Below are 18907 nucleotides of genomic sequence, written 5' to 3'. Positions count from 1 at the left end.
CCGCGATCCGTCCTTCGGAGGCGAGCTGGGGCACGATGTGCGCGCTTCGGCCCCTGGCGGGACGCTCCGTGGTGTCCTCACCCCTGTTCCGGTGACGGGTGCGGGGGCCCCTGCCCGCCTTGACCTGCCGGCTTTGCGGCTGCCGGTGGTGGGGCGGGGCGGTGAGGAGACGGCGATCGAAGCCGGGGAGTCCGGTGTCGTGGGCGGGGGTGGTGGCCTTTCGGGGCCGGTTGGTGCCGGGCCGGCGGGCCCGGGGCCGATGCGGCCTGCGAAGGACGTGCGGCGTGTGAGGGCGGTGGCGTCGGAGGGGTTGGTGTCATCTGCTTCGCCTGCTTCGCCTGCTTCGCCTGCTTCGCCTGCTTCGCCTGCTTCGCCTGCTTCGCCTGCTTCGCCTGCTTCGCCTGCTTCGCCTGCGGCCTCGGCGGCCTCGGCGCCGTCCGGGCCTTCCGCGACGTCCGCTTCCTCTGGGGCTTCTGTGTCCTCCGTATCGTCCGTGTCGTCTGCCTCGTCCACGGGGGCTGCGGCGTCCGTGTCGCCTGCGGTCTCCGTGACGCCCGTGTCGGCCGGCGGGGCGCGCGGGGCGCGACGTCCTGCGTTGATGTCGGCGCCGCGGGCGGTCGGTCTGCCGGTGCGTCGGGTGGCGGTGGCGGGCAGGGCCCAGAGCTCTGCGCTGCCGGGATCCCCGGCACCGGTTTCCGCGGAGCCGACGCAGGACGCTGCGGCGCCGAGGCCCGCGGTTGCCGAGCCGGTGCCGCCCGTTGCCGGGCCGAGGCCCATGGCCGATGACCGGCCCACAGCCGTCCCGGGCCCGAATCCCCCGTCGGGACCCGGGACACCCACCGCGACGTCCGGGAACGCGGCGGAGCCGCCGGCCCCCGTCGCCGCACGCCCTGAGAACGCCGGGCGGGCAGTACAGCGACGGGTGGCCGTGCGCCGGGTACGCCGGACCGCCCCGGAAGCGGGAGCAACTCCCGCGGGCACCCGCGACGGGAGCGGTCCTGAGCGGGGTCACGCTCCCGTAGCCGCATCGACGAGTCCGCCCGGGGTTGAGGGTGTTCCGTCCGCGCCGGCATCCGGGCCTCCCGCACCGGCCGCCCCGCGGCCTGCTACGTCCCGGGCTGTGCCGGCGCCCGGTCCCGATTCGGCGCTCGGACCTCTTTCGGCGTCCGGTCCCGCTCCGGCGTCTGTGCCTACGGCCGTGCCCGGGGACGTGCCGGCGTCCGGGTCTGCGAACGCGCCGGTGCCGGCGGACGCTCCGGTGCCGGCGACGACGCCCGGGGCCGTGTCGGCGCCCGTGTCCGCGACGACGCCCGTGTCCGCGACGGAGCCCGGGGCCGTGTCGGCGTCCCGGCCTGTGCCGACGTCCGGTCCTGCGTCGACGTCGGCTCCTGTGCAGGCGTCCGCTCCTGTGCAGAGGTCCGGGCCCTCGGCCGCGTCGGGGCCCGTGTCGGCTTCCGGGCCTTCGGCCGCATCCGAGCGTGCGTCGTCATCGGGGCTTTCGGCCGCGTCGGGGCCCCTCGCGGCATCCCCGGCCACGTCCACGTCCACGTCTGCTTCCGCCATCGGGCCGGGCACGCATGAGGGCCGGACGGAGCGTCCTCAAACGGACCCCTCTGTGCAGTGCGCCACGGCAACACCGGCTCCGCGCTTGGGACTTGGGGCTCCGCTTCGGTCGTCCGCTGGGCCCGTCCGGCCGGGACGGCTGCCTGGGCCCGTGGGTCCGGAAGCCACCACGTCGCGGAGGGAGACAGCGGGCACCGGGATGACGTCCCAAGAAAACTCTGCTGCCCCTGTGCCCGCTGCTCCGGGCGAGGACTCCGCCCGTAGGCCGATGCGCTCCGCTCCGGCGGATGACCGGCCGGTGGCGCAACGGTCGGCGCGTACCGGCATGCCCCCCGTACGGGTGCGCAGTGCCGAAGGTGCGCCCTCGGGAGCGGTACGCAGCGCAGGGGATGCGCCCTCGGGAACGGTACGCGGTACAGGAGACGTGCCCTCGGGGGCGGTGCCCCCTGCTGAGGGTGCGTCCTCGCGACCGGTGCGCGGCGTCGAGAGGGACACCCCGCCACCGGCACGTACGGGTCGGCGGCGGCCGTTGATCGGCGCACCGATCGTGCCCGATGAGCCGTCGGGAGGTGCCGCGGCGCCGGCGCCCGTGCCACGTGCGAGCGCCTCGTCGGCCACGCCGGTGCGCGAGGTCGTCCGCCCGTCCGCTCCCTCCGAAGGCGGTTCTGCGCCTGCGGAAGCAGCATCGGACACCGCCGGGCGGGCCGCCGTACAGCGCGTCACCACGCGTGCTGCATCACGACCCGCGCACGGTACGACGGACGCGCCTTCGCAGCAGGTGCCGTCCGGCGTTGCCGCACCCCGAACTCCCGGACCGACGACGACCGAGACGATGGCCGAACCGACGAACCGGGGCGGTGGCGTGCCCTCCGGGTCCGTGGCGCAACCGTTGCTGCGTAAGGCGATTGAGGACCGGCCTTCCGAACGAGGTCCGCTGCCGGGCGTGCAGCGTGCGCCTCTCGCGACGGCTCGGGCGCTGGCCGCTCGGGAGCCCGCCCACCGAAGCACGGGCAGCGCCGGAAACACCGGAAACACCGGAAACACCGGCCACGTCAGTGCACGGGTGCCGGTGCCGGTGCCGGTGCCGGGAATGGGGCCGGGGCAAGGCCCGGGGGGTGGCCGTCAGGCCACGCCCGCCGTGCCCCTGCGCGCGCGGACCGGTGGCGTGCCGGTACCGCCGGCGGTCCCGATGCCGCAGTCATCGGCTCACCAGCCGCCGGCTCCCTCACCACTCGCTCACCCGCGACCGGTCCAGCGAACCTCTGCTGCCTCACCGGCCTCGGCACCTGCCGCGGCCCAACACCGTGCGTCGGCACAGGCCGTTGCGCCGGCCCAGGCCCAGGCCCATGCCCCGGCTCCGGCCTCGGCCCCGGCCGTACAACGGCGCACTTCCGCGTCACCCACCTCCACGTCACCCACCTCACCGTCGCCGCTGGTCGTCCCCCTGGCCGTGCCCACGCGCATGCCGTCGACCTCGCCCAGCCCGCTGCCCCCAGCCGTGACCACCCGCCCGCCGCAACCGCTGCAACGCACCAGCGGCCACACGCCAAGCTCCCCCGCGACAAGCCTCTTCACGGCCCCTTCGGCGCACCCCTCGGCATACGCCCCCACAAGGACCACAGCAATCACGCCGACCCGGACCACGACACGGACCACGACCCGGGCCGCTACGAGCTCTCCGGCAATCGCCCCCACGAACACCGCGGCAACCACCGCCACCAGCACCCCGGCAACCACCCGTACAAGCCTCTCCCCAACCACCACCACGACAGCCCCCGCCGCCACCACCCCACCCTCCACTCCCCTCCAGCGGACAGGCTCCACCACCCACCGAACCCCCGCCCCGGCATCACGCCCCACCCCCACCACGCCGCCCCCACCCCCGGCTCCAGCCCTTGCTGCCGCCCCGTCCGCGCCCTCCACCCCCGCCGAGCTCGATGAGCTGGCTCGGCGGCTCGTGGCGCCGCTGTCGCGGTTGCTGCGGGCGGAGTTGCGCAGCGACCGGGAACGGATCGGCCGCCTGCGGGACCGCGGCCGCTGAGCCGACCGGCCACACGCCACCCCGGAAGGCCCACCTCCAGAACACCCACCGCCCCATCACGGCCCCACAAAACCCACCCGCCCCACCCAGAAAGCCCACCCCATGCCCGCGCCCAAGGACCCCGGATCCACCGTCTTCTTCAAGCTGTCCATCGACGGGCAGGACCTCGGCCTGTTCAACGGCTGTGACGGGCTGGCCTCCGAGGTGGAGGTGGAGCAGCGGCAGGAGGGCGGCAACAACGGATTCGTCTGGCAGTTGCCCACCCGCGTGACGTTCTCCACGATCCGTCTCACCCGCCCCCTCACCGCCGACACCTCCCGGGTGGCGGCCTGGATCTCCTCCCTCGCCACCGGCATCCGCAGGCCGACCGCCCAGATCGCCGCCCTGCGCGCGGACGGCTCGATCGTGGCGCAGTGGGGGCTGGTCGAGGTGCTGCCCGTGCGATGGCAGGGGCCGAGCCTGGACCCGGCCAGTCCGGGGGTGGCGACCGAGACGCTGGAGATCGCGCACCACGGGTTCACCGACGCGGGAGGTGCCTGAGATGGCCGCGCCGACCGGCGGGAAGGCGGGGGCGAGTCTCGTACGGGCCGCGCTCGCGATCCATCAGCCGCCCACCGATCTCGGCGGCTCCATCGGCGGCCGGATCGGCGAGGTGGAGTTCCAGTTCAACCCGACGCAGTTGCAGCTCGGACGGGAGGCGGAGTGGCACACCCAGGCCGCGGTCGCCTACACGCGCGGCGCGCCGCCGAAGTTCACCGGGACCCGGCCCGCCACCCTCCAGCTGGAGGTGTTCCTGGACGCCTCCGGGACCCCGAACGCCGGGAAGGTGCAGAAGCAGGTGGAACTCCTGCTCTCGTGCTGCGAGGTGACACCGCAGAGCGTCAACTCCAAGCGCCCTTCGCCCCCGTGGGTCCGTTTCTCCTGGGGGGCGTTCAACACCGTGCAGTTCGTCGCGTATGTGACGAGCGTCCATGCCACCTACACCCTGTTCAACCCCACCGGGGAGCCGATCCGCGCCACCTGTGCGCTGTCCCTGACCGAGGTGGCCATGCCCACCAAGGGGCAGAACCCCACCTCCGGCGCGCTCTCCGCCCGCCGTATCCACCGCACGGTCGCGGGTGACTCGCTCGCCTCGCTGGCCTGGCGGGAGTACGGGGACGCGACCCGCTGGCGGCTGATCGCCGAGGCCAACGAGATCGACGATCCGATGCGGCTGCGGCCGGGCACCGAACTGCTGCTGCCCGCCGCCGACGAAGGCCCGCCCGAAGGCCGTTTGCCGCACGGCCCCTCCGGTCACCCCACCCCCCAGGAGACCCACCGATGAGCGAGAAGACGTACACCAGCGTCCTGCACGTCGAGATCGGCGGGACGGTACTGCCCGACAAGCTCGCCACCCTCCTCACCGAGGGCTGGGTGGACGCCAGCGTCAACGTGCCCTCCGCCTTCCAGCTCACCTTCGCCGACCGCGGCTCCGACATCCTCCAGACCTTCCCGCAGTTGAAGATCGGTGCGAAGGCGGTGCTGTCGCCCTTCACCGACGGGCAGCGCGGCACGCCCATGCTGACCGGCGAGATCACCGCTCTGGAGGTGGACGCGGACGCGAGCGGCAAGTCCCTGGTGGTCCGGGGCTACGACCCGGGCCACCGGCTGCTGCGCAACCGCCGGGTCGCGGGCTACCCCAACATGACCGCGAGCGACATCGTGCGCCGCCTGGCCGGCCGCAACAAGCTCTCCCTCGGCACGGTGGAGGCCACCCGCACCGTCTACGAGCTGGCCACCCAGCCCAACATCACCGACTGGGACTTCCTGCTGCGCCTGGCCCAGGAGAACGACGTCCACCTGTCCTTCGATCCGTACGGCAAGCTGCGGTTCGGCAAGCTCGCCCCCGCCTCCTCCGCGCCCGCCGACACCACCCCGGCCGCGCAGAGCCCGTACGTCCTGGAGTTCGGCCACAACGCGCTGCACAGCCGGATCGCCGTCACCGCCGCCGGGCAGGTCGCCAAGGCGGGCGTGCGCGGCTGGAACATGCGCGCCAAGCGCGCCCTGACCGCCGAGTCCCCGGCCACGACGAGCAAGGACATCGTCGCCGACATCGCGCCCGGAGCGCTCAGCAGGCCCTTCGGTGCCTCCGAACTGACCGCCACGGACACCCCGTTCACCACCCAGGCCCAGGTCGCCCATGCCGCCCGCGCGCTCGCCGACGACGTGGCGGGCTCCTTCGCCGAGCTGGAGGTGGCGGTCACCGGGAATCCGCAGCTGGCACCGGGCCGGCCGGTCGCGCTCAAGGGCGCCGGCTTCCCGTTCGAGGGCAAGTACACCGCGACCGGAGTGCGCCATGTCTTCGAGTCCGGACGGCAGTTCACCACCTGGCTGACCGTCTCGGGGCGGCAGTTCCGGTCGCTGTACGGGCTGGCGTCCGGCGGCGCGGAGGCGGCGCCGCCCCTGCCGGGCGTGGCGATGGCACTGGTCAGCAACGCCAAGGACCCGCTGAAGCTGGGCCGGGTCAGGCTGCGTTTCCCCTGGCTGTCGGACACCTACGAGAGCGACTGGTGCCGGATCGCGCAGCTGGGCGGGGTCCGGGGCGGCGGGCTGATCCTGCCGGAGGTCGGCGACGAGGTGCTGTGCGCCTTCGACCGGGGCTCCCTGGAGCACCCGTACGTGCTCGCCGGGCTCTACAACGGCATCGACAAGCCGACCCCGCAGACGGACGGGCTGCCCGCGGTCGATCCGACCAGCGGCCGGGTCAACTGGCGCTCCCTCGCCTCGCGCAGCGGCCACACCGTCGAACTCGTCGACGCCAAGTCCCGGATGAAGAGCGGCATCAGGCTGCAGACCGGCAACGGCAAGCTCACCGTCCACATGGACGAGACGCGCACCCAGGTCACCATCCGCAGCGACGGTTCCGTCTCCATCACCGGAACCCGGAACGTGAGCATCAAGGCGGGCGGCAACCTGTCGCTGACCGCGGGCGGCTCGCTGACGATGAGCGCCGGCGGGGCGGTCGACATCAAGGCGGGCGCGAAGTTCGGCGTGGCGGCGGGCGCGGTGGCGGACATCAACGCGACCGGCGCCATCAGCCTCAAGTCGGCCGGTGCGGTGGCCGTCAACTCGGTCGGCGCGGTCTCCGTCTCCGCGGTCGGCGCGGTGGCCGTCAACGCGGGCGCCGCGGCAGCCATCAACTCGCCGGCCACGGTCACGCTGAACGCACCGGCCGTCCTGCGCAACGGCATTCCTTTCTAGGAGCTCGAGGAAGGTGAGGGACATGCATCTCAAGGGGGGCACCGGGCATGAGTGAACAGTTCGTCGGTGCGGGCTGGACCTTCCCGCTGCGTACCGACCCGGCCGGCGGTATCGCACTGGCCCGCAGGGAGCGGGAGATCGAGGAGTCGATCCGGCTCGTCCTGGCCACCGCGCCCGGCGAGCGGCCGATGCGGCCGGAATTCGGCTGCGCCGTCCACGACATGGTCTTCGCGCCGGTCAACGAGGCGACGGCCGGCCGCATCCGCTACGAGGTGCGGTCCTCGCTCGACCGCTGGGAGCCGCGCATCGAGGTCCAGGACGTCGAGGTGAGCCCCGCGCCCGACGAGCCGACCGTGCTGTTCATCGACGTTCGCTACAGCGTGCGCGGCACCAACAACCCGCGCAGCCTCGTCTTCCCCTTCTACGTGATCCCGTCCACGGACGCACCGTCCACCGAAAGCGAAGCCTGATGGCCCTGCCCGCACCCCACCTCGACGACCGCCGCTTCCAGCAGTTCGTCGACGACGCCAAGCGCTATGTCCAGCAGCGCTGCCCCGAGTGGACCGACCACAACGTCTCGGACCCGGGCGTGACCCTCATCGAGGCCGTCGCGCACATGGCCGACCAGATCGTCTACCGCCTCAACCGGGTACCGGAGAAGAACCATCTGGCCTTCCTCGACCTGCTCGGGGTCACCCTCTTCCCGCCCTCCGCCGCCCGCGCCGACGTCACCTTCTGGCTCTCCGCCCCGCAGCCCGAGCCCGTGGTGCTCCCCGCGGGGACGGAGGTGGCCACCGGCCGCACCGAGACCGAGGAGTCGGTGTCCTTCGCCACCGAGGACGATCTGACGGTGGTGCCCTGCGAACTGGCCGCCGTGCTGCGGCAGGAGGCGGGGTCCACCCCCGAGGACCGCGGTGACGACGTCTTCGCGGGCACCGACGTGGCCGTCTTCGCGCCCGCCCCCCGGCCCGGCGACACCCTGCTGTTCGGGCTGTCGGCGGCGGTGCCGCGGTGCGCGGCCGTCCTGCGGCTGGACAGCCGGGTGGACGGCGTCGGCGTCGACCCGCGTCAGCCGCCGCTGGTCTGGGAGGCGTGGACCGCCGACGGATGGACCGCGTGCGAGTTGGCGGAGGACTCCACCGGCGGCCTCAACCGCCCCGGTGAGGTCGTCCTGCACGTCCCCGCCGGGCACGTCGTCTCGCGCGTGGGACGGACCGACTCCGCCTGGCTGCGCTGCCGGGTCGTCGAGGCCGCGCCCGGCCAGCCCTTCTACAGCGCCTCGCCGACCGTCCGGTCCGCCTCCGCCTTCACCATCGGGGGCACGACCACGGTCGCGCACGCCGACGTGGTGCGGGACGAACCGCTCGGCGAGTCCACGGGCGTGCCCGGCCAGCGGCTGCGCCTGGCGCACGCACCCGTCGTCGCCGATCGTCCGCCGCTGCGGCTGGAGGTCTCCGACGGGGACGGCTGGCAGGAGTGGCAGGTCGTCTCCGACTTCGCGTCCTCGGGCCCCTACGACCCGCACCTCACCCTCGACGCGACCACCGGGGAGATCGCCTTCGGTCCCTCCGTACGCCAACCGGACGGCACGACGACGCAGTTCGGGGCCGTTCCGCCCAAGGGCGCGGTCCTCCGCGCCGCGCACTACCGCACCGGCGGCGGGCGGTCGGGGAACGTGGCGCGCGGCGCGATCCAGGTGCTGCGCAGCTCCATCCCGTATGTGGCGCGGGTGGAGAACAGGGAGGCGGCACGCGGCGGGGTCGACGGCGAGACGGTGCAGGAGGCGAAGGTGCGGGCGCCCATCGCGCTGCGCGCCCAGGAACGGGCCGTGACCGCCCGCGACTACGAGGAGCTGGCGGGGCGCGCGGCCCCCGAAGCGGCCCGGATCGCCTGCCTCGCGGTCGACCCCGCCGAGCCCGCCCCGGGCGCCGGCGCCGCGAGCCAGGGCGGCGCGGCGAGCCGCACCGGTGAGAACGCCGTCCGCGTCCTGGTCGTCCCTCAGGCCGTCCCCGACCGCGGCGGCCGCCTGCGCTTCGAGCAGCTGGTGCCCGGCGAGGAACTCCTCGACCGGATCACCCGGTTCCTGGACGAGCGCCGCCCCCTGGGCACCCGCCTCGCCGTCGGCCCGCCCTTCTACCAGGGCGTCACGGTCGTCGCGACACTGCACTCCTTCCGGGCTGCGCGGGCCGAGCGGGTACGGGCCGAGGCCCTGGACGCGCTGTACGCCTACCTCGACCCGCTGACCGGCGGCGCGCACGGCGAGGGCTGGCCGTTCGGCCGTCCGCTGCGCTCCGGCGAGATCTTCGCGGCCCTGCAGCGCGTCCCCGGCGTGGAACTCGTCGACGAGGTCCTGCTGCACCCCGCCGACCCGCTCACCGGCCGCCGCGGCGACGCCACCGACCGCATCGAACTCGCCCCGTCCGCCGTGCTGTTCCCGTTCGACCACCGCGTCCGCGTGATCGAGGCGCGATGAGGGGCACCACCGCGGGGCTGCCCTCCCCGCACCCGCTGGGCGCGGCGCTGCCCGCCGTCTACGCCGACGACGACTTCACCCAGCGCTTCGTGGCGGGGCTCGATGTCGTCCTCGCCCCGCTCTTCCACGTGCTGGACTGCCTGGAGAGCTACTTCACGCCCGCCCTCGCGCCGGAGGACTTCGTCGACTGGCTGACGACCTGGGTCGGCACCGAACTCGACGGGACGGAGCCGCCGGCCACCCGCCGCCGCGCGGTGGCCACGGCGGTCGCGCTGCACCGCGTCCGCGGCACCCGGCGCGGCCTGTCCGAGGCGGTCCACCTGGCCTTCGGTGTACGCCCGGAGATCATCGAGAGCGGCGGCGCGACCTGGTCCGCACGCCCCCTCGGTGCGTTCCCCGGCTCCGTGCGCCCCGGCCTGCGGGTGGTCCTGCGGGTCGACGACCCCGCCGGCGCCGACCCGCACCGTCTGCACGCCGTCGTCGCGGCGGCCCGCCCCGCGCACCTCCCCTTCACGGTCGAGGTGACCGCGCGGCCCGCCCCCGGCACCCTCCCCGAAGCCACGTCCGACGCCACCTCCGAAGGAACCTGACCCATGGCCACCGATCACACCACCTGCCCGGACTGCGGCGCTCCGGCTCCCCAGACGGGGCAGTCGTTCTGCGACTCCTGCGGAGCCTTTCTGCGCTGGGAGCGGCCCACGGCGTCGACATCCGGGCAGTTCCCCTCGTCCGCGTCCTCGCCGTCGGGACCGTCGGGGCCGCCCGGGGCGTCGCCGCCCGCGTCCGGACCGGCCGCGGCGGGTGGGCACCCCGCGGCGAACGGGCCGTACGCCGCCCCCGGCCACCCCGCCGATCCGGGCGCCGCACGGACCGACGCCGCCGCGCCCGGGACGAACCCGGCTGTCCCCGCTGCCGGGCACGCCACCGCTCCGGCCGCCGCCCCGCATCAGGGCGGCAGCGAGGACCCGACCGCCCCGCTCCCGGCAGCCGACGGCGAGGACGGGGCAGCGGCCTCCTCCCGGCCCGCCCCGAACGGCCCGCAGCGCCCGGACAGCGCCGGCCCCTCGCACGCCCCGGCCCCTCCCCACGGCCAGGACGCCCCGCCCCGCCGCCCGGCCGGCCAGGGCAACGTCTCCGAGACCGGCATCCGCGCCCTCCTGGTGCCCGTGCCGGATGCCTCGCCTGTCGCCGCCCCGTCGGCACCCGGCAGTGTGCTGCCCGGCCGGCCCGACGCGGCCCGGCCACGGGTCCGCACCCCGCAGGCCGCGCCCGAGCCCGTGGACGGCACGCCCTGCCCGAGCTGCGCCAAGCCCAACCGGCCGGGCCGGCACTTCTGCCACAGCTGTGCCACCCCCCTCCACGACACCGCCCGCCCGGAGGCCGAGGGCCCGTACGCCGGCGAGCGCCCGAAGCTGCACCGCGACCGCACCCGGTGGATCGCCCGTGCCGTCGTCGCGGTCGTGATCGCCGGCGTCGTGGCCGGGGGCATCATCGGGGGGCCGCCGGCCGCGCGGGCCGTCCAGGACCACTTCGCGCAGCGCGTCCCGGTGCCCGCCACCACCTGGAAGGCCTCGCACTCCGGTCCCCGGAACGGTCCGAAGCTCGCCTTCGACGGCTACGCCAACACCTGGTGGGGGACGGGCTATTCGGGCGCCTCCGCCGGCCAGTACCTGGAGGCCGGATTCGGCCAGCCCACCGACCTGCTGAACGTGGTGATCACGCCCGGTGCCTCCTCGCGCACCCCGCAGGCCGCCGACCCGGCCCGCCCGCACGAGTTCGACGTGATCGTGACGGACTCCGCGGGCAAGAAGCACCTCTCGCACTACCGGGTCAACGACGGCGGGCCGCAGAGGATCGATGTGCGGGTACGGGACGCGATGACCGTACGGCTGGTGCTGCGCTCCGCTTACGGCGCCACGGACAAGAAGCAAGTGGCCATCGCCGAGCTGGAGTTCTTCGGCCGCTCGACCGGATAGCGGCGGCCGCGGCGCGACCGGCCGCCGCGGGAACGCGCGCCGGCCCGCGAACGGCCGGAGCCGGGAAGGGCCCTTGTGGCACGGGGGAGACCGGCCCTTCCCGGCAGACACATCGTCAGCCGTCCGCCACCGCGGCCCCCAGGGCCGAACGGCCCTCTTCCGGACCGCATCCGGCCCTCCGCGAGGGGACGGCCCGCCCCGGTGCCGGTCCCGGCGGATGGCTGGTCGGCGCCGGTGCCCGCCGGTGCTCCCGTGCTGATCACGTAGGCTGCCGAGCAGACGTACGGGATCTTTGGAGCGGCACGGTCATGTCGGAATCGCAGCAGTTCGCACCGGCCATGAGCGGCCCGCAGCTCCACGAACCGGACCGGGTGCGCGGCCTGCTCGACGCCGTGATGAGCCTGGGCCGGGGGCTCGAACTCCCGCAGGTGCTCAGGGGCATCGTGGAGGCCGCGGTCACCCTCACCGACGCGGAGTACGGGGCGCTCGGCGTGGTCGGGGACGGGCAGCTGTCGCAGTTCCTGCCCGTCGGGATGTCCGACGAGCTCATCGGGCTGATCGGCCGGACGCCGTGCGGCCGCGGCATCCTCGGGGAGCTGATCCGCCACCCGGAGCCGCTGCGGCTCGCCGACCTGACGGAGCATCCGCACAGCTTCGGGTTTCCGGCCAACCATCCCCCGATGCGGACCTTCCTCGGGGTGCCGGTCCGGGTCCGCGAGGAGGTGTTCGGCAACCTCTACCTCACCGAGAAGCGCGGTGGCGGCTCGTTCGACGCGGACGACGAGGCGGTGCTGACCACGTTGTCCATCGCGGCGGGCGTGGCGATCGACAACGCCCGTATGTACCACGAGAGCCGCCGCCGCGAACGGTGGCTGGAGGCACTCGGCGAGATCACCCGCAGCCTGCTGTCCGGCACCGCCGCCGACGAGGTGCTGCGGCTGATCGCCGAGCGCGCGCGGGAGGTCGCCGGCGCGGACTGCGCGGCGGTCCTGCTGCCGGTGCCCTCGTCCGCCGACCAGCTGTCGGTGGCGGCGGCCTGCGGTACGGGCGCGAGCCGGATCCTCGGGCTGCGGGTGCCGGCCGACGCCTCCCTGTCCGGGATGGCCGCCCGCAGCGGCCGGCCGGTGGTCAGTGCCGACTTACGGGCCGACCCGCGGGCGTACCCGCTCGGCCCGGACGCCGCCGGCGCCGGGCCCGGACACCGGGACGGGGAGGGTGCCGGGCCCCGGGACGGGGACGAGGACCCGGACGGTGCCGGGCCGCACGGAGAGCCCGCCGAGAGGGCCGGGCCGACGATCGCCGTCCCCCTCCAGGTGGACACCGGCTGCGGAGCGCTGCGGCTGAGCCGCCTGGCCGGGCGGCCCGCCTTCGACGACGCCGAGGTCACCCTGATATCGGGCTTCGCCGACCAGGCCGTGATCGCCCTGGAACTCGCCCGCCGGCGGGCCGAGTCGGAGGAGCTGACGGTCCTTCACGACCGGGACCGGATCGCCCGGGACCTGCACGACCTCGCCATCCAGCGGCTGTTCGCGACCGGCATCACCCTGCAGAGCGCGACCCGGCTGATCGACCGCCCGGAGGCCGCCGACCGGGTCGGCCGGGCGGTCAGCGACCTGGACACCACGATCAAGATCATCCGGTCCACCATCTTCGGACTGCGCACCACCGGCGACGGCGACGGCAAGAGCGGCAGCGGCCTGCGGCGCGACCTGACCGAGGCCGTGCAGCGGGCGGCCGCTGCCCTCGGCTTCAGCCCGGCGCTGCGGATCGACGGACCGGTGGACGCCGCGGTCCCCGACGACCTGGCCCCGCACCTCGTGGCGGTGGCGGCGGAGGCCCTCAGCAACGCCGCCCGCCACGCCCGCGCCCGCCACCTGGACGTGACGCTGTCGGTGACCGCGGCCGCGGTGACGCTGACGGTGACGGACGACGGGGCCGGGGTCGGGGAGGCACCGCACACCGGAGGCCTGGCCAACATGCGGGCCCGGGCCGACATGCACGGCGGTCGCCTGGCCGTCGAGGCACCGGAGGGCGGCGGCACCCGCATCGTCTGGACGGTGCCACTGCCCGGCTGACCGGATCGCGTCCGCCCCGACGGGGCCGCCCCGACCCGTACGACCCGGATCAGGCCCCTCGGGCCCCCGCTGCCGCGGTCACGCCCGGGTTCCCTTCAGGCGTTCGACGACCATCGCCGCCTGGACCCGGCGGCCCACCCCCAGCTTGGACAGGATCGCGGAGACCCGGTTCTTGACCGTCTTCTCCGAGAGGTACAGCCGGTCCGCGATCTGGCGGTTCGTCAACCCCTCGCCGATCAGGTCCAGCACTTCCCGTTCGCGCGGGGAGAGGCGGTCGAGTTCGGACGGCTCCGCCTCGGCGGTCCGGGCCCGGTCCGGGGCGCGCAGCCGCTCCATCACCCGCGCCGCGGTACGCGGGTCCAGCGTCGACTGCCCCGCCGCGACCGTGCGGACCGCGCGCACCAGCGCGGTGCCGTCGATCTGCTTGAGCACATAGCCGGCCGCCCCGGCCATGATGGCGTCGAACAGCGCCTCGTCGTCGTCGAAGGACGTCAGCATCAGGCAGGCCAGCTCCGGCTGGCGGGCCCGCAATTCCCGGCAGACCTCGATCCCTTCGTGGTCGCCGCCGGGCCCGTCGGTGCCGCCCAGCCGGACGTCGAGCACGGCCACCTGCGGCCGGACCGCCGGCACCCGGGCGAGGGCCTGCCGGGCGTCTCCCGCCTCCCCGACGACCTCGATGTCCTCCTCCGCCTCCAGCAGGTCCCGCACACCGCGGCGGACCACCTCGTGGTCGTCGAGGACGAAGACGCGCAGCGGAGCCCCGGGGACGGCGCCGGGCGCGGCGGGGGCAGGAGGAACGGGCTGCTGGTTCATGCACTCTCGCTCGGTGGGTCGCGCGGATCGGTGGGGCACGAGGGGCCCGACCACGAGGTTCGCCGGGCCCGGCGGTCCCGGGCAAGGGCCGAACGGCCCTGGGGGATCGGGGCCCTTCGGGCACGGCACCGCGTTGCGACACTGGCGCTCCCGTCAGGAGGTCGATCCCATGCAGCAGTCCTATCACCGGTCCCCACGCTCCGCTCCGGCCGTGCCGTCCGCTCCGTCCGGGCCCTCCGTCCCGTCCCAGCGGTCCGCCCCGGCCACCGTCGGCGGCGAGTACCACGCCCTCCTCGCCCGGCACGACGCGATGCGGCTGCGCCGCCGCATCCTCGGCCAGGGCCGGGCGCCCGCACCGGACTTGACGGCCGCCGGCCACGACGGCGCGGCCGACCAGCGGCTGATCACCCAGTACCTCGACCTGGTCACGCCGTTCGCCGACCTGATCGCCCACCTCTACGACGAGATGTTCGCCCGCTGGCCCTACCTGCGGACGCTGTTTCCCGCGTCCATGGACTTCCAGCGGGTGCATCTGGCCCGCGCCTTCTGGTACCTGATCGAGAATCTGCACCGCCCCGCCGAGGTGGCCGCCCGATTCCGGCAGCTCGGCCACGACCACCGCAAGCTCGGGGTGCGGCCGGTGCACTACGAGGCGTTCGAGGAGGCACTGTGCGCGGCGCTGCGGCGCACCGCCGGGCCCCGTTGGGCCGAGGCGGTGGAAGAGGCATGGGTGCGGATGGTGCGGTTCGCCGTCGCGTCGATGGTCGAGGGCGCCGACGCCGCGCTCGCCGAACCCCCGTGCTGGCAGGGCACGGTGACCGCCCACGAGCGGCGCCGTCCGGACCTCGCGGTGCTGCGGATCCGGCCGCACGAGCCCTACCCGTACCGGGCCGGCCAGTTCGCGGCGGTCGAGTCCCCGCTGATGCCCCAGGCGTGGCGGCACTATTCCCTCGCGTCGGCCCCGGCGCCGGACGGAGAGGTGGCACTCCACGTCCGGCGCACCGGCCCCGGCGGGGTCAGCGACGCCCTGGTCAGCGGCACCCGGGTCGGCGACACCCTGCGGCTGGGCCCGGCCCACGGCACGATGACGCTCCGGGAGGAGGACCGCTCCCGCGAGCTGCTGATGGTGGCGGGCGGGACGGGCTGGGCGCCGGTCAAGGCCCTGCTGGAGGAGTGGGCGGGGCGTCGCCGCGGAACCGGTGGGCTCCCGCAGCCTGCGGCCGGCCGGGTCCACCTCTTCGTCGGGGCCCGCAGCCGCACCGAGCTGTACGACGCCGCGGCGCTCGCCGAGTTGGCGGCACGCCACGACCGGCTGCGGGTGGTCCGGGTGCTGGACGACGACCTCGTCCGGGAAGACGGCGACCCCTACGCCGGGTACGGTCCGCTGGCCGAGGCGGTGGCGCGGGACAGCGGGTGGTCGCCCGACCTCGCCTTCGTCAGCGGCCCGGCGGCCATGGTCGGCGCGACGGTCGCACGGCTGACCGCGGCGGGCATGCCGGCCGACCGCATCCGCCACGACCCGGTGCCGGATCCACGGCAGGGCCCCCTGACCCCGCAGGGCGGCCGCTGCACGACGTAACCCGGCGGACGGGACGGCGGCCGGCGCGGCGCGGTGACGCCCACCGGGCCCCCGGGAAGGCACCCGGCCCTGCGGCCGCCGGCCGCCCGTCGCGGAGTCCGGCGGGCGGCGAGACGGACCGAACGGCCCCTGGCGGGTCGCGGGCCGGGGATCTTCTACTGACGGGAAACCGCCCCCGGCATGCTGACCGGCCGGGGCCCGTTCGCTCGGCGCGTCAGGAGCGTCACAAGGACAGGGAGCACCCCGTGAACGACTTCCCGGCCCGGCAGACCGCCGAGGCTGCCACCGACTCCGTACTGGTGGCCCGCGCCGACCGCGAGGCGTCCCGCCGCCGCACCGAACTGGACCGCGCCGAGGCCCTCCGCCTGTTGGGCAGCGTGTCGCTGGGCCGGATCGTCTTCACCCAGGACGCGCTGCCCGCCATCCGCCCCGTCAACCACCTCCTCCACCACGACGAGGTGATCATCCGCACCCACGAGGGCGCGGCGCTGGCCGGCCTGACCGGGCACGCGGGTGACGAGGGCGTGGTCGTCGCCTACGAGGCCGACGCCATCGACCCGGCCACGCACTGCGGCTGGAGCGTGGTGGTGACCGGCTACTGCCACCTGGTGACCGACCCCGACGACCTGGCGCACTACCAGGCGTTGCTGCACCCGTGGGCCGATCACCGGATGTCCTACGCACTACGGATCCGCCCGGACCTGGTCACCGGGCTGCGGCTGTCCCCCGGGCCGCGCGGGTGACGGCGGCTCAAGACGGTGCCGGCGCGGTACCGGCCCAGGACCGTGACGGCGCGGCCCGGGGCCTGCTGCCGGGGCCGTGCGCGGGGTCCGTACGGGGAACGCGCTCCAGCGGGTTCGCACAGGCACCGCTCTCCCACGGGTTCGCACAGGATGATGCCCTCCCGCGGCGCACCGCGGTGCACCGGTTTCGGCCGGCCGCTGGACTCCGGCCTCCCGCGGGCCGCCGCACCGTCCGGCGCCCGCGGCCTCACCCCCGCGGCGAGACCGTCACCGTGACCCGCCCCGAGGCACCCGGCCGCGTCTCCACCCGGATCGTGCCCCGCTTCCCGGCCGGTACGACGCGCGGCCGGGCCGACGCCGGGCCCTGGACCGAGACCTGCCACCCCGTGGCGGCCGGTGGCGTGGACAGTTCGGTGACGTCGGGCCGCCCGGAGGGGGCGTACCCGAGGCGGAGCGTCCGCGTCGGCGGGTCGTAGCGCTGCTCGCGCACCGTGCCGGCGACGGCGGGGGCGTAGGGCCGGGCGGTCTGCTGCTTGTTGGCGAGGAAGCGGCCGTCCTGGTCGACGGCGCAGTACCCGCCGCCGTAGCACCACACATAGCCCGCCCAGCCGGAGCTGTAGCGGTCGAAGGAGGCGAGGGCGTCGTCGTAGAAGCGCGCCATGTGGGGCAGCGAGCTGTCCCGGGGGCCCCACTCGCCGACGACGACCGGGAGGTGATGGGCGCTCGGGTAGCGGGTGACGGCGTCCTCGTAGGAGGCGATCCAGTGCCCCGAGGGGTCGTAGTCGCCGCCCGCTTCCATCGTGGCGTGGTAGAAGTGCGGCGCGTAGACGACCTTGGGGTCGTGGATGCGGCCGAGACCGGTGGGCAGCCCCTCACCGACGATCGGCGTCGGTTCGACGAACAGCCTGTGGCGGCGGTCGACCGTGCGGATCGCGGCCGCGATCCGGTTGTACATCGGGGTCAGCTGCTCGGCCTCGATGCGGTGGGCGGCCGCCGGCAGGTCCTCGCCCGGACGGAGCCGCCCCATGGGCTCGTTGATCAGGTCGTAGCCGAACACGGCGGGGTGGTGGGCGAAGCGCTGGGCCAGCACGCGCCACATGCGGGCCTGCGCCCGCTGGAGGTCGCGGTCCTCGTAGAGGTGCTCGAAGGCCGCCTGCACGGCGGGTTCGAAGTACTCCGCGAACCAGTCGTCCGGGTGCCGGGTGAAGGGCAGCCCGTCGGTACGGGTCGCCCAGGCGGGGATGCCCCGATGGTCGAACCCGGGGCCGAAGACGTCCTGATGGGCGTCGAGGACGACCCGGATGTGCCAGCGGTGGGCCCAGCCGAGGATCCGCTCGATCTTTCCGAGGTACCGCGCGCTGTAGTGGCCGGGGCGTGGTTCCAGGTCGTCCCAGAAGACCAGCAGGCGCGCGAAGTCGAAGCCCTGCTCGTGCAGATCGCGGAAGTGCCGCTCGCTGACGGCGCTGAGCGCCTCGGCGCCGCTGTGCGCCTTGTCCTCGACGTTCCAGCCGCGCAGGGTGAGCGTGCGCCCGCGGTCGTCGGTGAGCGGCGGCGGTGCCGCCGGCGCCTGCGCGCGCGCCGCGCCCGGCGCGAGCAGCGCGGCGACGGTGGCCAGCGCCATCCCCGCCCTGACGAGTAACCAGCCCCTGCCCATGGTCCCCCCCACCGTGGTACGCCGACACGACCTGCCGAAGAGATGGCCGTGAGCCCTGGAACCCAAACCCGGGCAGGTGCAGGTTCGGCCACCGTCCGCGGCCTCCTTCGGCTCAGACCCCCGGTGCCTCCTTGCGGTGCAGCTCCGACCGTGCCCGGCCACCGAGTTCGGGGTGCCGCAGGACGTCCGCCGCGGTGCAGGCCAGTGCCTCGGCGGCGGCCGGCACCGCCCTCCGGCCCGTGGGGCCGCCGGCCGCTTCGGCGAAGCGGGGGTGTGATCGGATTCGTCCGGGCCCAGGATGGCGACGAACGGCTGGATCGCGGGGACCCTGGCGCTCACCTTGCCGATGCCGGACGAGCCGAGGCGGACGCCCGGGGTCGGTTCCCCCACCGTCAGGTCGGCCGGTGCGCGGACCCGGACCCGGTGGCCGTCGTGTTCGCCGTCGCCCTGGAAGCCTTGGCGGAGCCGTTCACCCCGCCCGCCGGCTTGGTGGAGGTCCTCGCGCCGACCGTACTGCGCGGCCGCAGCACGGCGACGATCCGTGCCATGACGACGCTCTACGGCTGAAGCGCCCGCCGGGGACGACGGCCCCGCACGCCCGGCCGGACCCCGGAGCGCCGTCGGCAATACCGCTGCCACCGCACCAGCGCCCTCACCCGCGGCACCGCCACTCCACCCCCTCGGAAAACTTTTTCAACACGCCACCCATCCGCCGGCGTTGCGGCTCCGAATCACGGTCGGCACCTCACC

14 protein-coding genes are annotated in these 18907 nt (G+C 75.0%); 11 read left to right on the top strand and 3 right to left on the bottom strand.

The window, feature by feature from the left end; all coding sequences use genetic code 11:
- Positions 1–2799 precede the first annotated feature (2799 nt).
- Positions 2800–3390: a hypothetical protein gene (locus AB0411_RS22470; protein WP_366419058.1), complete on the bottom strand. Its 591-nt coding sequence runs from the start codon at positions 3388–3390 to the stop codon at positions 2800–2802.
- Positions 3391–3706: 316 nt separating this feature from the next.
- Between AB0411_RS22470 and AB0411_RS22465 the strand changes: the two genes are divergently transcribed.
- The 8 genes from AB0411_RS22465 to AB0411_RS22430 all read left to right on the top strand — a co-directional run bounded on the left by AB0411_RS22465 (position 3707) and on the right by AB0411_RS22430 (position 13368).
- On the top strand, positions 3707–4144 hold the full coding sequence (locus tag AB0411_RS22465; protein ID WP_366419057.1) for a phage tail protein: 438 nt from the start codon (positions 3707–3709) through the stop codon (positions 4142–4144).
- A gap of 1 nt (position 4145) precedes the next feature.
- Positions 4146–4928 (top strand): CIS tube protein, encoded by a 783-nt coding sequence (locus tag AB0411_RS22460; RefSeq protein ID WP_366419056.1) that lies wholly within the window; start codon positions 4146–4148, stop codon positions 4926–4928.
- Complete coding sequence (locus tag AB0411_RS22455; protein WP_366419055.1) at positions 4925–6844, top strand: VgrG-related protein; 1920 nt, start codon at positions 4925–4927, stop codon at positions 6842–6844. The genes AB0411_RS22460 and AB0411_RS22455 overlap by 4 nt, the downstream gene beginning before the upstream one ends.
- A gap of 47 nt (positions 6845–6891) precedes the next feature.
- The gene (locus AB0411_RS22450; protein WP_366419054.1) at positions 6892–7314 is read left to right on the top strand and encodes a GPW/gp25 family protein; all 423 of its coding nucleotides are present in this window, start codon (positions 6892–6894) and stop codon (positions 7312–7314) included.
- Positions 7314–9317 (top strand): putative baseplate assembly protein, encoded by a 2004-nt coding sequence (locus tag AB0411_RS22445; RefSeq protein WP_366419053.1) that lies wholly within the window; start codon positions 7314–7316, stop codon positions 9315–9317. Before AB0411_RS22450 ends, AB0411_RS22445 begins: the two co-directional genes overlap by 1 nt.
- Positions 9314–9907 carry a phage tail protein gene (locus AB0411_RS22440; RefSeq protein ID WP_366419052.1) on the top strand — a complete coding sequence of 198 codons (594 nt, stop codon included), beginning with the start codon at positions 9314–9316 and terminating at the stop codon, positions 9905–9907. Before AB0411_RS22445 ends, AB0411_RS22440 begins: the two co-directional genes overlap by 4 nt.
- A gap of 3 nt (positions 9908–9910) precedes the next feature.
- On the top strand, positions 9911–11293 hold the full coding sequence (locus AB0411_RS22435; protein ID WP_366419051.1) for an NADase-type glycan-binding domain-containing protein: 1383 nt from the start codon (positions 9911–9913) through the stop codon (positions 11291–11293).
- Between the two features lie 338 nt (positions 11294–11631).
- Positions 11632–13368, top strand: coding sequence for a sensor histidine kinase (locus AB0411_RS22430; RefSeq protein ID WP_366419105.1), 1737 nt, complete (start codon positions 11632–11634; stop codon positions 13366–13368).
- 78 nt (positions 13369–13446) lie between these two features.
- Here AB0411_RS22430 and AB0411_RS22425 read toward each other — a convergent pair whose 3' ends face one another.
- A complete protein-coding gene (locus tag AB0411_RS22425; RefSeq protein ID WP_366419050.1) occupies positions 13447–14181 on the bottom strand; it encodes a response regulator transcription factor in 735 nt (244 codons plus the stop codon).
- Between the two features lie 169 nt (positions 14182–14350).
- On the opposite strand from AB0411_RS22425, the gene AB0411_RS22420 reads away from it, so the two are divergent.
- Together AB0411_RS22420 and AB0411_RS22415 are read left to right on the top strand one after the other, a co-directional pair.
- The gene (locus AB0411_RS22420; protein WP_366419049.1) at positions 14351–15760 is read left to right on the top strand and encodes a globin domain-containing protein; all 1410 of its coding nucleotides are present in this window, start codon (positions 14351–14353) and stop codon (positions 15758–15760) included.
- Positions 15761–16005: 245 nt separating this feature from the next.
- Positions 16006–16503 (top strand): pyridoxamine 5'-phosphate oxidase family protein, encoded by a 498-nt coding sequence (locus tag AB0411_RS22415; RefSeq protein WP_403150321.1) that lies wholly within the window; start codon positions 16006–16008, stop codon positions 16501–16503.
- A 247-nt stretch (positions 16504–16750) separates the two neighbouring features.
- Here the strand turns inward: AB0411_RS22415 and AB0411_RS22410 are convergent, their stop codons facing one another.
- Positions 16751–18157, bottom strand: coding sequence for a cellulase family glycosylhydrolase (locus tag AB0411_RS22410; RefSeq protein ID WP_366419048.1), 1407 nt, complete (start codon positions 18155–18157; stop codon positions 16751–16753).
- Positions 18158–18580: 423 nt separating this feature from the next.
- Here AB0411_RS22410 and AB0411_RS22405 point away from each other — a divergent pair, with 423 nt between their 5' ends.
- Positions 18581–18724: a hypothetical protein gene (locus tag AB0411_RS22405; RefSeq protein WP_366419047.1), complete on the top strand. Its 144-nt coding sequence runs from the start codon at positions 18581–18583 to the stop codon at positions 18722–18724.
- The last annotated feature ends 183 nt before the right edge of the window (positions 18725–18907 follow it).

The sequence above is a fragment of the Streptomyces angustmyceticus genome (genome assembly GCF_040701845.1).
GTDB lineage: Bacteria > Actinomycetota > Actinomycetes > Streptomycetales > Streptomycetaceae > Streptomyces > Streptomyces angustmyceticus_A.
The sequence above is the reverse complement of the archived record's forward strand: the minus strand, read 5'-3'. Positions and strand labels throughout refer to the sequence as shown.